The sequence below is a fragment of the Halomonas daqiaonensis genome, assembly GCF_900109725.1.
Lineage (GTDB): Bacteria > Pseudomonadota > Gammaproteobacteria > Pseudomonadales > Halomonadaceae > Halomonas > Halomonas daqiaonensis.
In genome coordinates, this window is the sequence record NZ_FOBC01000007.1 from 191,309 (window position 1) to 203,874 (window position 12,566).

The 12,566-nt window shown below is 63.9% G+C and carries 12 protein-coding genes; 10 read left to right on the forward strand and 2 right to left on the reverse strand.

Annotation, left to right across the window (positions count from 1 at the left end; all coding sequences use genetic code 11):
* Window positions 1-46: 46 nt before the first annotated feature.
* Entirely contained in the window at window positions 47-610 is a 564-nt protein-coding gene (plsY, locus tag BMY30_RS07830) for a glycerol-3-phosphate 1-O-acyltransferase PlsY (protein WP_089712325.1), read from the forward strand.
* 2 nt (window positions 611-612) lie between these two features.
* Here the strand turns inward: plsY and tsaD are convergent, their stop codons facing one another.
* Window positions 613-1,641: a tRNA (adenosine(37)-N6)-threonylcarbamoyltransferase complex transferase subunit TsaD gene (tsaD, locus tag BMY30_RS07835; protein ID WP_089712280.1), complete on the reverse strand. Its 1,029-nt coding sequence runs from the start codon at window positions 1,639-1,641 to the stop codon at window positions 613-615.
* A gap of 267 nt (window positions 1,642-1,908) precedes the next feature.
* Here tsaD and rpsU point away from each other — a divergent pair, with 267 nt between their 5' ends.
* The 3 genes from rpsU (at window position 1,909) to rpoD (ending at window position 6,146) form a co-directional block, all read left to right on the forward strand.
* Window positions 1,909-2,124, forward strand: a complete 216-nt coding sequence (gene rpsU / locus BMY30_RS07840; protein ID WP_013333229.1) for a 30S ribosomal protein S21 — start codon at window positions 1,909-1,911, stop codon at window positions 2,122-2,124.
* A gap of 119 nt (window positions 2,125-2,243) precedes the next feature.
* Window positions 2,244-4,064: a DNA primase gene (dnaG, locus tag BMY30_RS07845; RefSeq protein WP_089712281.1), complete on the forward strand. Its 1,821-nt coding sequence runs from the start codon at window positions 2,244-2,246 to the stop codon at window positions 4,062-4,064.
* Window positions 4,065-4,304: 240 nt separating this feature from the next.
* Window positions 4,305-6,146 (forward strand): RNA polymerase sigma factor RpoD, encoded by a 1,842-nt coding sequence (rpoD, locus tag BMY30_RS07850; protein WP_089712283.1) that lies wholly within the window; start codon window positions 4,305-4,307, stop codon window positions 6,144-6,146.
* Window positions 6,147-6,269: 123 nt separating this feature from the next.
* On the opposite strand, the gene BMY30_RS07855 is transcribed toward rpoD, so the two are convergent.
* Complete coding sequence (locus tag BMY30_RS07855; RefSeq protein ID WP_089712284.1) at window positions 6,270-6,896, reverse strand: hypothetical protein; 627 nt, start codon at window positions 6,894-6,896, stop codon at window positions 6,270-6,272.
* Window positions 6,897-7,280: 384 nt separating this feature from the next.
* Between BMY30_RS07855 and BMY30_RS07860 the strand changes: the two genes are divergently transcribed.
* The 6 genes from BMY30_RS07860 to BMY30_RS07885 form a co-directional block, all read left to right on the forward strand.
* Window positions 7,281-8,054, forward strand: coding sequence for an ABC transporter ATP-binding protein (locus tag BMY30_RS07860; RefSeq protein ID WP_089712286.1), 774 nt, complete (start codon window positions 7,281-7,283; stop codon window positions 8,052-8,054).
* Window positions 8,051-8,797, forward strand: coding sequence for an ABC transporter ATP-binding protein (locus BMY30_RS07865; RefSeq protein ID WP_089712288.1), 747 nt, complete (start codon window positions 8,051-8,053; stop codon window positions 8,795-8,797). Before BMY30_RS07860 ends, BMY30_RS07865 begins: the two co-directional genes overlap by 4 nt.
* A 91-nt stretch (window positions 8,798-8,888) precedes the next feature.
* Entirely contained in the window at window positions 8,889-10,109 is a 1,221-nt protein-coding gene (locus BMY30_RS07870) for an ABC transporter substrate-binding protein (RefSeq protein ID WP_089712290.1), read from the forward strand.
* A gap of 58 nt (window positions 10,110-10,167) precedes the next feature.
* Window positions 10,168-11,055 (forward strand): branched-chain amino acid ABC transporter permease, encoded by an 888-nt coding sequence (locus BMY30_RS07875; protein WP_089712292.1) that lies wholly within the window; start codon window positions 10,168-10,170, stop codon window positions 11,053-11,055.
* A gap of 4 nt (window positions 11,056-11,059) precedes the next feature.
* Window positions 11,060-12,043 (forward strand): branched-chain amino acid ABC transporter permease, encoded by a 984-nt coding sequence (locus BMY30_RS07880; RefSeq protein WP_089712294.1) that lies wholly within the window; start codon window positions 11,060-11,062, stop codon window positions 12,041-12,043.
* A gap of 152 nt (window positions 12,044-12,195) precedes the next feature.
* Window positions 12,196-12,566, forward strand: a 371-nt coding sequence (locus BMY30_RS07885) for an alcohol dehydrogenase catalytic domain-containing protein (protein WP_170840096.1), incomplete at its 3' end; no start/stop codon positions are given.

Here is a 12,566-nt window from a genome sequence, read left to right on the forward strand (position 1 = left end):
TTCACTCTACAGGAGGCCGCCCGTGGAGGCGTCACTGGACCTGGTCTTGCCGCTGATGGTGATCGGTTATCTGAGCGGCACCTGGCTCGGTGCACTGACGGTGTGCCGCCTGGCCGGCGTGGGTGACCCGCGGCTGGCCGGCTCCTGCAATCCCGGGTTCTCCAATGTCCTGCGTCTGCACGGCCGTCGCTTGGCCCTGGCTACCCTGATGGTGGATGTGGTCAAGGGCATGCCGGTGCTGTGGCTGGCCATGTGGCTCGGGTTGCCGCCCTGGGGCCTGGGGCTGGTGGGTCTCGGCGTGCTGCTGGGCCACAGCTACCCGGCCTGGCATCGCTTCCGGGGCGGCAAGGGCGTGGCCAGTGCCTTCGGCGTGATGCTGGTGCTCACGCCTGGGGTGGCGCTTTGCTGCGCCGCGTTGTGGATGCTGCTGGCCTGGCGGGTGCGCACCGCCTCGGTGGCGTCGCTGGCCAGTGCCACGATGGCGCCGTTGTTCAGCCTGTGGCTGGCGCCGGAGTTCGCCGGCGTGGTGATCGTCTTTACCCTGCTGGTGCTAACTCGCCACGTGCTCAATATCCAGCGACTTGGCAGGGGAGATGAGTCGGGCATTTAAGCTCAAGGCTTACCGAGGGAATCCATCGGCCAGCGTGGTACCGCCTTCATGATGCCTGGCTCGTCGTGCTCGCCGGCCATCAGGCGCTGAGTTCCCACATAGGCGATCATGGCGCCGTTGTCGGTGCAGAACCGTCCGCGGGGGTAGTAGGCCCGAGCATTGCGCTTGTCACATTCGACTTCCAACCGCTCGCGCAGTCGCACGTTGGCGCTGACACCGCCCGACACGACCAGGCGCTTGAGACCGGTCGCATCCAGCGCGCGGCGGCACTTGATGACCAGGGTATCGACCACTGCCTCCTCGAAGGCACGGGCCACGTCGGCAAGAGCCTGGTCGTCGAGCTCGCCGTCCTGTTCGAGCCGACGGATGGCGGTCAGGGTGTGGGTCTTGAGCCCCGAGAAACTGAAGTCGAGCCCCGGGCGGTCGGTCATCGGGCGCGGGAAACGGAAACGGCCGGGGTCACCGGCTTCGGCCAGCTTCGCCACCTGAGGGCCACCGGGATAGTCGAGTCCCAGCATCTTGGCCGTCTTGTCGAAGGCTTCACCGGCGGCGTCGTCGACCGATTCGCCGAGCAGGCGATACTGGCCCAGGCCATGCACCTCGACCAGCTGTGTATGGCCGCCGGAGACCAGCAGGGCGACGAAGGGGAAGTCGGGAGGCTCGTCCTCCAGCATGGGGGCCAGTAGGTGACCTTCCATGTGGTGGACGCCGAGCACCGGGATCTTCAGCGCCCGGGCCATGCCGTGGGCGGTGCTGGCCCCGACCATCAGCGCGCCGACCAGGCCCGGGCCGGCGGTGTAAGCGATGGCGTCGAGCTCGTTACGTGCCAGGCCGGCTTCGTCGAGTACCTGCTGGATCAGCGGTAGCAACCGGCGTGTGTGGTCCCGGGAGGCGAGCTCCGGGACTACGCCACCGTACTCGGCGTGCATGGCGATCTGGCTGTAGAGGGCGTCGGCCACGAGGCCGCGCTCGGTGTCGAAGAGGGCGACGCCGGTCTCGTCGCAGGAGGTCTCGATGCCGAGTACGCGCATGATGATGGCTCGGTGGTGCGTGGAAGGCGGCATTCTACGCGTTTTGCCTGACCGGCGCAGTGCGGAAACGATTTGCACGAGTCCGGTGAGGCGTCTAGAATACTGTCCGCTGCAAGACTGGGTCGTGCACCCAGGAGTGGCCTTCCGCTTTTTTCGCATCGTCCCGGTTCGCCTGGCGATTCCGGTGATCGTTACGTGATGGCGAGAGGCCCTTACAAGGTGTACGTACAAACCGAACTCAAGTTATCCAAGGTAGGTGAGTGCTTAATGCCTTCTGTCAAAGTACGTGATAATGAGCCGTTTGACGTCGCGCTGCGTCGCTTCAAGCGTTCCTGTGAAAAAGCCGGTGTTCTCTCGGAAGTGCGTCGTCGCGAGCAGTACGAGAAGCCGACCGCAGAGCGCAAGCGCAAGGCGGCCGCCGCCGTCAAGCGCCACGCCAAGAAGCTTCAGCGTGAGCGCAAGCGTTTCGAACGGCTCTATTGATCCGTACTGGAGTCGGTAGGGGCTTCCGGCCCATGCCGTCTCAAGAGGGACGCCAAGCGGCTGCCTAACGGTGGCCGCTTGTTTTTGGTCTCTCTCCGCGTCTCCCGCAGGGTGCCCGAATGTCCGGTCAGATTCCTCAGCGCTTCATCGATGACCTTCTGGCTCGTGTCGACGTGGTCGAGGTAGTCGGTGAACGCGTGAAGCTGAAGAAGGCCGGGCGTAACCATGCGGGCCTCTGCCCCTTCCATCAGGAGAAGTCGCCGTCGTTCACCGTGAGCGCCGACAAGCAGTTCTATCATTGCTTTGGCTGCGGGGCCCACGGCAATGCCCTGCGCTTCCTGATGGAGTACGAGAACCTTCGCTTCCCCGAGGCGGTGGAACAGCTTGCCGCGCGGCTCGGCATGGAGGTGCCGCGAGAGGGGGCCGACGACCCACGTGCCCAGGCGCGCGAGCGCAAGCACAAGGAGGGGGTCAACCTGCTGGAGCTCTCGGCCAGCTACTATCGTGAGCGGCTGAAAATGCCCGAAGCGGAGGCCGCCCGCCAGTATCTTGCCGAGCGCGGGCTGTCGCCGGAGGTGCAGCAGGCCTTTGCCATCGGCTATGCCCCGGCCGGCTGGGAGGCGCTCAAGCGCCACCTCTCGGAGCGCGGCATCACCGAGGCCGTGCAGATCGAGTATGGCCTGCTGGTGCATCGCGAGGACAGCGGGCGGACCTATGACCGCTTCCGCGATCGGGTGATGTTCCCAATCCGCGATATCCGCGGGCGCACCATTGCCTTCGGCGGTCGGGTGCTGGGCGATGCCAAGCCCAAGTACCTCAACTCGCCCGAGACGCCAGTGTTCCACAAGGGGCGCGAGCTCTACGGCCTCTTCGAGGCGCGACAGGCCAATCCGCGGCTCGAGCGGCTGGTGATCGTCGAGGGCTACATGGATGTGGTGGCGCTGGCGCAGTTCGGTATCCGCAACGCTGTGGCCACTCTCGGGACCTCGACCAGCGAGGAGCACCTGGGGCGGCTGTTCCGGATGGTCGGCGAGGTGGTGTTCTGCTTCGACGGCGACCGGGCCGGTCGCCAAGCCGCAGCCCGAGCGCTGCAGACGGTATTGCCGCAGATGATTGACGGGCGACAGGCACGCTTCATGTTCCTGCCCGAGGGAGAGGACCCCGATACCCTGGTACGTCGGGAGGGTCCTGAGGCCTTCGAGGATCGCATCACCTGCGCCAGTCCCCTGTCGGAATTCCTCTTCGATCACGCCGCCGAGGGGCGCGATCTGGCAGCGATCGAGGCGCGTGAGCGCTTCGCCAGCCAGGTGCTGTCGGCGATCGGCAAGCTGCCGGAAGGCGTGCTTAAGTCACTGCTGCTGACGGAACTCTCGCGGCGTACCGGCGTCGACCAGTCTCGTTTCGAGGCGCTGGTTACGCCCCGCGAAGAGCCCCAGGCGTCGCCGCCCCTCGCGGCAGATTCCGGCGGCGACGAGGCATCTCGGCCCCTTCCTGAGCGGAGGGGTGGCACGACAGGTGGAGCATTGAGCCTGATGGGGCGAGTGCTGCAGCTGCTGGTCCACGAGCCGCGGTTGGTAGAGCGTCTTCCCGAGGAGAGCGACTGGTATCCCGGGGAAGAGCCGGATGCCTGGTTGTGTCACGAGGTGGAGCGGCTGTTGCGTGCAGGACGCTATCGCAGTGCCCAGGTGCTGCTGGCTCACTTCCACGGTACAGCGGAGGGCGAGAGGCTGGCCGAGCTGGCGCGTCGCGAACTGCTTATCCCGCCGAGGGCGAGGGCCGCCGAATTGGACGGCTTGATCGAGCACTTTCGACGACACCTCCTCAGGCCGTCGCACCAGGAAGAAGTCGACGCCCTCTTGTCAAAGCAGCAGCGGGGGGAGCGGCTTTCACAGGAGGAACGCCAGCGCCTGATGGGACTTCTGACCGAGCTCAAGGGGTGATGTAAGGTCCCGTTCCGCCTCGGGACGTTGGCGGCAGGGTTGAATTCTCTCCTATTATCACCACATAGAGTTGAGTGCCAGTTAACGGCTCAACCTGACAACCTAACACACCTGAGTGACCGCGCAAATACACCGAACTGGCAGAAACGTGGTTTCACCCGCTATACTGTTCGGCTTATCGAGTTTTCACCGCCTCAGTGCTTCAGGTGCTTCATTCTTCTTCGTCGAGATAGGGTTTCTATGGCTGGAAATGCGCAGCAGCAGTCACGTCTGAAGGAGTTGATCGCGCGCGGCAAGGAACAGGGCTTCCTGACCTATGCCGAGGTCAACGACCACCTTCCCGAGGATATCGCCGACCCGGATCAGGTGGAAGACATCATCGGCATGATCAACGACATGGGTATCAGTGTCGTCGAGGAGGCTCCCGATGAAGACACCCTGATGATGTCGGATCACTCCACGGACGAGTCGGCCGCCGAAGAGGCCGTTGCCGCACTCGCTGCCGTGGAGAGTGATGTCGGTCGTACCACTGACCCCGTGCGCATGTACATGCGCGAGATGGGGACGGTGGAGCTGCTGACCCGCGAGGGCGAGATCGAGATCGCCAAGCGGATTGAAGAGGGTACCCGCGAGGTGATGTCGGCGCTGGCCTATTTGCCCGGTGCCGTTGATTCCATCCTCGAGGCCTATGATGCCACCCAGGATGAGGAGGCCCCCGGGCGCCTCTCCGACCTCTTCTCCGGCTTCATCGATCCCGACGAGGGGATTCCCGGCGTGGCCGAGGCGGAGGTTCCCGAGGAGGAGCCCAGCGACGAGTCCGATGGCGATGCCGACGACGAGGATGACGAGGCCGAGGAGGAGACGACCGGCGGCCCTGATCCCGAAGAGGCTCGGGCCCGTTTTGAGCAGATTCGCGAGCAGAACGCGGCGGCGCAGGCCGCCATTGAAGCCCACGGCCGCGGATCGAAGGCGGCCCAGGAAGAGCTGGCGCGTCTGGCCCAGCTGTTTTCGCCGATCAAGCTGGTACCCAAGCACTTCGAGCGACTGGTGGGGCAGGTACGCATCAGCGTCGAGCAGGTGCGGGCCCAGGAAAAGGCGATCCTGCAGCTGTGCGTGAAGAAGGCGAAGGTACCGCGCAAGACCTTCATCAAGGCTTTCCCGGGTCACGAGTCGAGCCCCGAGTGGCTCGACGAGTTCAGCGCCGCCTATCCGAAATACGCGGCGCGTCTGGCTCCGCTGCGTGGTGACATTCAGCGGGCCCAGCGCAAGATTGCCTTCGAGGAGGAGATGATCCAGCTGCCGGTGACCGAGATCAAGGAGGTCAACCGCCGCCTCTCCATCGGCGAGGCCAAGGCGCGCCGGGCCAAGAAGGAGATGGTCGAGGCCAACCTGCGCCTGGTGATCTCCATCGCCAAGAAGTACACCAACCGTGGCCTGCAGTTCCTGGACCTGATCCAGGAGGGCAACATCGGCCTGATGAAGGCGGTGGACAAGTTCGAATATCGTCGCGGCTACAAGTTCTCGACCTATGCCACCTGGTGGATCCGGCAGGCGATCACGCGCTCGATCGCCGACCAGGCGCGCACCATCCGTATCCCGGTGCACATGATCGAGACCATCAACAAGCTCAACCGTGTCTCGCGGCAGATGCTGCAGGAGATGGGCAGGGAGCCTACCCCTGAAGAACTCGGCGAGCGACTCGAGATGCCCGAGGACAAGGTGCGCAAGGTCCTCAAGATCGCCAAGGAGCCGATCTCCATGGAGACGCCCATCGGTGACGATGACGACTCTCACCTGGGCGATTTCATCGAGGACGGCACCATCCTGCTGCCTATCGATTCCGCCACCGGTGAGGGATTGATCGAGGCGACCCGCAATGTGCTCGGCGGCTTGACGGCCCGTGAGGCCAAGGTGCTGCGCATGCGCTTCGGCATCGACATGAACACTGATCACACTCTCGAGGAGGTCGGCAAGCAGTTCGATGTCACCCGTGAGCGAATTCGTCAGATCGAGGCCAAGGCGCTGCGCAAACTGCGTCATCCCAGCCGCTCCGAGCCGCTTCGTTCGTTCCTCGACGAGTAACCGCAAACGCATGATCGGCAGGGTATTGGTATTGTGCCCATCCCGAATGACAAACCCCGCAGGCATCGCCTGCGGGGTTTGTCGCGTTTGGGGCGGGGCTTGTTGCGCCAGGAGTAAGGAGCGTCAGTCGGCCCGACGCGCCAAGGCCCAGCGGCGAGCAAGCAGGACCAGCTCGAACATTGCGATCAGGATCAGCGCATAGCCGAACAGTTCCACCACTTCCTCGGCGGCGCTCTTGAAGTCACGAAGGTAGTTCTCCTGCAGCACGGCACGCCAGAATTCCTGACGCCCATACAGCCGCGAGAACACATAGGTGGTCAAAAAGCCGGCGGTGAACAGGCCGAAGGAGAGGCTGTTGGCATAGCCCGCGAACTGTGCAGCGAACCCCCGGCGGTGACGAATCACGCTATAGAGGCTGGGCAGGATGATCAGTGCCACCAGCAGCTGCCAGGCCCCGTCGAAGACGTAGACATCCAGCAAGGCATCCTGTTCGCGGACCAGGGAGCTGGCTACGAAGGCGAGCAGCAACAGGCTCACGTCTGGCAGTTCGCGAAGTCCGACCCTCAAATAGAGCAGCAGGAGTGTCGAGAGCGCCAGCAGGCCGGTCTGGGCCAGTTCGATGAAGCCCTGTTCCGAAAAGCGGGTCTCGGGCAGGTAGAGGGCCTCGTAATAGACGCCCTGGGCGATGCCGGTGATCAGCAGAATATACAGGATGGCCCTCAGGCAGGTGGCGGCGAAGCTGATCGGCATGGGGCCTTCGTGCGGGAGATGGGGAGGCATCGCGGGTCCATTCAAGCAAGACAACTGAAGTGGGCCATTGTACCGACTCGCCCCCTGGCGTGCCTACTCGACGAATTCGCCAGTCGGCCAGGGCTGGCCTTGGACCAGGTCAAGCGCGATGCTACCAAGGGGGTTGCGTTTTTGTTTGCAAGCTATTGATCGCGTGGGCATCTACACCATTGGTCGAGTTCGGTACTTCTCCTGTTGCCGTGCCGCGGTCAGTCCTCTAGCTTACGTTAACGTAAAGTGCCATCCAGGCCCTCGATGCCGGAACCGCCGCACAACGACAACAGCTAAAAACAACGACAACAGCATCCACGGCGGATCGCTCGGGCGATCCAGAGAGGACGAAACATGACCCAGGAGTTCATACTGGAAACTCGCGGGCTGACCAAGGAATTTCGCGGCTTCACCGCCGTGGACGACGTCAACCTGCAGGTCCGGGAAGGGCATATCCATGCCCTGATCGGCCCCAACGGGGCCGGCAAGACCACCGTCTTCAACCTGCTCACCAAGTTCCTGCCGCCGACTCGCGGCGAGATCCTCTATCGCGGCAAGCCGATCACGAGCATGAAGGCCAACGAGATCGCCCGGCTGGGGTTGGTACGCTCCTTCCAGATCTCGGCGGTGTTTGCCCACATGACCGCCATGGAGAACGTTCGCGTAGCCCTGCAGCGCAAGCTGGGGACCTCCTTCCATTTCTGGAAATCCGAGAAGAGCCTCGAGCACCTCAATGACCGCGCCCTGGAGCTTCTCGACGAAGTGGGTCTGCGCGAGTACGCCGACGTGCTGACCGTCGAGATGCCCTACGGACGCAAACGGGCGCTGGAGGTTGCGACGACCCTGGCCCTGGAGCCTACCCTGATGCTACTCGACGAGCCCACCCAAGGCATGGGGGCCGAGGACGTCGACCGCATCGTCGAGCTGATCCAGCGGGTCTCGAAAGGCCGCACCGTTCTGATGGTGGAGCACAACCTCAGCGTGGTCAGCCGGCTGTGCGACCGCATCACCGTACTGGCGCGTGGTAGCGTGCTGGCTGAAGGTAACTACCAGGAGGTCTCTCGCAATCCCTTGGTGCGCGAGGCCTATATGGGCAGCGAGGCGGCAGAAGAGGAGGCCAGCGCATGAGCCAGGCAGCCGAGAAGCTTACCGAGTACCAAGACCTGGACGGTGCCGAAATGCTGCGGGTTAGCGACCTGCACGCCTTCTATGGCGAGTCGCACATCCTCCACGGCGTCGACTTCGATGTGAAACGGGGCGAGCTGGTGACCCTGCTGGGGCGCAACGGCGCCGGGCGCAGCACCACTCTCAAGGCGATCATGAACATGGTCGGTCGGCGCAACGGCTCGATCATGATCAACGGTAACGAGACCCTGGGCATGAAGCCCCACCACATCCCGCGGCTGGGCATCGGCTACTGCCCCGAGGAACGCGGCATCTTCGCCAGTCTCGATGTCGAGGAGAATCTGCTGCTGCCGCCCACGGTGCGCTCCGGCGGCATGTCCATCGACGAAATCTACGCGATGTTTCCCAACCTCTACGAGCGGCGGCGCAGCCAGGGCACCCGGCTCTCCGGCGGCGAGCAGCAGATGCTGGCCATGGCACGCATCCTGCGTACTGGCGCTCGTTTGCTGCTGCTCGACGAGATCACCGAGGGACTCGCTCCGGTCATCGTCCAGACGCTGGGCGAGGTGCTGGTCAAGCTCAAGGAACGTGGCATGACCGTCGTGCTGGTGGAGCAGAACTTCCGCTTCGCCGCCCCGCTGGCCGACCGCCACTTCGTGATGGAACACGGTCGCATCATCGAGGAGATCAGTGCCGCCGAGTTGCCTTCGCGGCGCGAGCACCTCAACTCCCTGCTGGGGGTATGACGGCTCGCCGTCCTCCCTGCAGTTCATCCACCACAATGCAACCCGCATCGACAACAACAAGTCAGCCCCCCGGGGCCATGGAGATGACACAATGACCTTCAGCAAGAAGACGCTTGCCAGCAGCATCGCCCTCGCCGCCGCCACTCTGATGGCCAGCGGTGCTCAGGCACAGATGAGCAACGACGAAGTACGCATTGGCTACCTGGCCGATATGTCCGGCACCTATCGGGATCTCGCCGGTCCGGGCGGTCTCGAGGCCCTGATGATGGCCGTCGAGGATTTCGGCGGCACGGTGAACGGGGTGCCCATCGAGGTGTTCAGCGCCGATGACCGCAACAGCGCCGACGTGGGGGCCAACACCGTGCGTGGCTGGATGGACCAGGAGAACGTCGACCTCGTGGCCGGCATGGTGGCCTCGTCGGTTTCCATCGCCGTGACCAAGCTGCTCGACGGCACCGACACCCTGGCCATCATCTCCGGCTCTGCGGCCTCCAGCATCACCAACGAGCACTGCACGCCCAATCACATCCACTATGTCTACGACACCTATCCGCTGGCCAACGGCACGGCCAAGGCGGTGGTGGAGCAGGGCGGTGACACCTGGTTCATGCTCACCGCCGACTATGCCTTCGGTCATGCACTGGAAAGCGACGTTACCAAGGTGGTGGAAGAGAACGGAGGCGAAGTCGTCGGCACTATCCGTCACCCCTTCCCAACCAACGACTTCTCGTCCTACATCCTCCAGGCCCAAGGCTCCGGCGCGGACATCATCGGCCTGGCCAATGCCGGCTCCGATACCGTCAATGCCATTACCACCGCCAGCCAGTTCGGCGTGGTCCAGGCTGGTCAGCAGCTCGCCGGCCTGCTGATCTTCCTCAACGACGTCCATGCACTGGGTCTGGAAAAAACCCAGGGTCTTCTGTTGACCACCGGCTGGTACTGGGACATGGATGACGAATCGCGCGAGTGGGCGCAGCGCTACTATGAGCGCACCGAACGCATGCCGACCATGGTCCAGGCGGGCATCTACTCCAGCACCATGAACTACCTGGAGGCCGTGGAAGCAGCTGATACCGATAACGCCGCGGCGGTTCGGGCACAGATGGCCGATGGCCCGATCAACGACTTCTTTGCCCGTAATGGCCGCATCCGCGAGGACGGCCGCATGGTCCACGACATGTACCTGGCCGAGGTGAAGTCTCCGGAAGAGTCCACCGGCGAGTGGGACCTCTACAACATCCAGGCCACCATCCCTGCCGAAGAGGCCTACCGGCCGCTCTCCGAAAGCCAGTGCGATCTGGTCAATAACTGAGTACGGCTGGAACCGGCGGCGGCCTCGGCCGCCGCCTCTCTGATGGGAGGTCCATGACATGACAATGATTTTCGGGGTGCCGTTGGCGGTGTTCATGGGCCAGCTGATGCTGGGCCTGATCAACGGTGCCTTCTATGCCCTGCTCAGCCTGGGGCTGGCGGTGATCTTCGGCCTGCTGAAGATCGTCAACTTCGCCCACGGCGCCCAGTACATGCTGGGCGCCTTCGCTGCCCTGCTGGGCCTGCAGTACCTGGGGCTCAACTACTGGATGGCACTGCTGCTGGTGCCTCTGGTGGTGGGTGGACTGGGCATGCTGATCGAACGCTACCTGCTGCGTCGTATCGCCCATCTCGACCATCTCTACGGGCTACTGCTCACCTTCGGTCTGGCACTGATCTTCGAGGGCAGCCTGATCAACTTCTTCGGCGTGTCGGGCTCGAGCTACCCGACACCCGCTGCCCTGCAGGGCGGTCTCAACCTGGGCTTCATGTTCCTGCCCACCTACCGTGCCTGGGTGCTGGTGGCGGCGCTGGTGGTCTGTCTGGGGACCTGGTTCATCATCGAGCGCACCCGTCTCGGTGCCTACCTGCGGGCCGGTACCGAGAACTCGGCGCTGATGCAGGCCTTCGGCGTCAACGTGCCGCTGCTGATCACCCTGACCTACGGCTTCGGAGTGGCGCTGGCTGCCTTCGCCGGCGTGTTGGCCGCCCCGCTCTATCCGGTATCACCGACCATGGGTTCGAGCCTTCTGATCGTGGTCTTCGCCGTGGTGGTGATCGGTGGCATGGGTTCCATACTGGGAGCCATTCTCACCGGCCTGGCCATGGGCCTGATCGAGGGCCTGACCAAGGTGTACTACCCCGAGGCCGCTAACACCGTGATCTTTCTGGTGATGATCCTGGTGCTGCTACTGCGCCCCGCGGGACTCTTCGGCAAGGAGGCATGACCTGATGGCCACGACCCAACAAATGACCCCGGCCATGCAGCGGCAGCGTAATGCCCGGCTGCGTCGCAACACGCTCTACCTGGTCCTGATAGTGATCGGCCTACTGGCGCCGCTTGCCGTCTACCCGGTGTTCCTGATGAAGGTGCTGTGCTTTGCGCTGTTCGCCTGCGCCTTCAACCTGCTGCTCGGCTATGCCGGTCTGCTCTCCTTCGGGCACGCCGCCTTCCTGGCCACCGGCGGCTACTTCACCGGTATCATGTTGGCGAGCTATCCGGGGCTGACCCCCGAGCTTGGCATCCTGATCGGCACCTTCGCCGCCGTGGTGCTCGGCACCTTCTTCGGGGTGCTGTCGATCCGCCGTCAGGGGATCTATTTCGCCATGGTGACCCTGGCCCTGGCGCAGATGATGTTCTTCTTCTTCATCCAGGCGCCCTTCACCGGCGGCGAGGACGGCCTGCACGGCGTCCCGCGGGGTGAGCTGTTCGGGCTGATCAGCCTGAGCAACAACTTCAGCATGTACTACTTCGTGCTGGCGGTCTTCGTGATCGGCTTCGCCATCATCCAGCGCACCGTGCATTCGCCCTTCGGCCAGGTGCTCAAGGCGATTCGCGAGAACGAGCCGCGGGCGGTATCGCTGGGCTACAACGTCGACGCCTACAAGCTGGTGGCCTTTGTGCTCTCCGCCGGTCTGGCCGGCCTGGCAGGGTCCACCAAGACGGTGGTCTTCCAGTTGGCTTCGCTGACCGATGCCCACTGGCACATGTCCGGCGAGGTGATCCTGATGACCCTGCTGGGCGGTGTGGGCACCCTGTTCGGCCCCGTGGTGGGTGCCGGCCTGGTGGTGAGCCTGCAGACACAACTGGCCCAGTCGCCGCTGGGCAACTGGGTGAGCGTGATTCTCGGCCTGATCTTCGTGGTCTGCGTGCTGAGCTTCCGCAGCGGCATCGTCGGTGAGATCCAAAAAATGGTGCGCAAGAACTTCAAGTAGGCATCGGCAGCCACGACGCCATCGGGCGCCCCACGGGGCGCCCGATGGCGTTTATGGCTATCTGGCAGGGCATGAAGATGAGCCTTTCCTCCTTCAACTGATATGCTGTCGGCTATGTCCGTGCCGATATCCGACAAGAGGAGAATTTCCTGATGAAGTCACGCGCCGCCGTCGCCCTGGAAGCGGGCAAGCCCTTGGAACTGGTCGAGATCGACGTCGAGGGCCCCAAGGCCGGCGAGGTGCTGGTCAAGATGGCCGCCACCAGCGTCTGCCACACCGACGCCTATACCCTCTCCGGTGCCGATCCGGAGGGCAACTTCCCGGCGGTGCTGGGGCACGAGGGTGCCGGCGTCGTCCAGGAGGTGGGCGAGGGTGTCACCAGCGTGAGTCCCGGCGACCACGTCATTCCGCTCTATACCGCCGAGTGCGGCCAGTGCAAGTTCTGCCTCTCGGGCAAGACCAACCTCTGTGGCGCCGTCCGCGCCACCCAGGGCAAGGGCGTGATGCCGGATGGCACCTCGCG

What these genes read in the sequence shown, in the direction of transcription:
- tsaD (WP_089712280.1), bottom strand. Translation starts at nt 1,641, where the DNA reads ATGCGCGTACTCGGCATCGAGACCTCCTGCGACGAGACCGGCGTCGCC.
- rpsU (WP_013333229.1), top strand. Translation starts at nt 1,909, where the DNA reads ATGCCTTCTGTCAAAGTACGTGATAATGAGCCGTTTGACGTCGCGCTG.
- dnaG (WP_089712281.1), top strand. Translation starts at nt 2,244, where the DNA reads ATGTCCGGTCAGATTCCTCAGCGCTTCATCGATGACCTTCTGGCTCGT.
- rpoD (WP_089712283.1), top strand. Translation starts at nt 4,305, where the DNA reads ATGGCTGGAAATGCGCAGCAGCAGTCACGTCTGAAGGAGTTGATCGCG.
- BMY30_RS07855 (WP_089712284.1), bottom strand. Translation starts at nt 6,896, where the DNA reads ATGCCGATCAGCTTCGCCGCCACCTGCCTGAGGGCCATCCTGTATATT.
- BMY30_RS07860 (WP_089712286.1), top strand. Translation starts at nt 7,281, where the DNA reads ATGACCCAGGAGTTCATACTGGAAACTCGCGGGCTGACCAAGGAATTT.
- BMY30_RS07865 (WP_089712288.1), top strand. Translation starts at nt 8,051, where the DNA reads ATGAGCCAGGCAGCCGAGAAGCTTACCGAGTACCAAGACCTGGACGGT.
- BMY30_RS07870 (WP_089712290.1), top strand. Translation starts at nt 8,889, where the DNA reads ATGACCTTCAGCAAGAAGACGCTTGCCAGCAGCATCGCCCTCGCCGCC.
- BMY30_RS07875 (WP_089712292.1), top strand. Translation starts at nt 10,168, where the DNA reads ATGACAATGATTTTCGGGGTGCCGTTGGCGGTGTTCATGGGCCAGCTG.
- BMY30_RS07880 (WP_089712294.1), top strand. Translation starts at nt 11,060, where the DNA reads ATGGCCACGACCCAACAAATGACCCCGGCCATGCAGCGGCAGCGTAAT.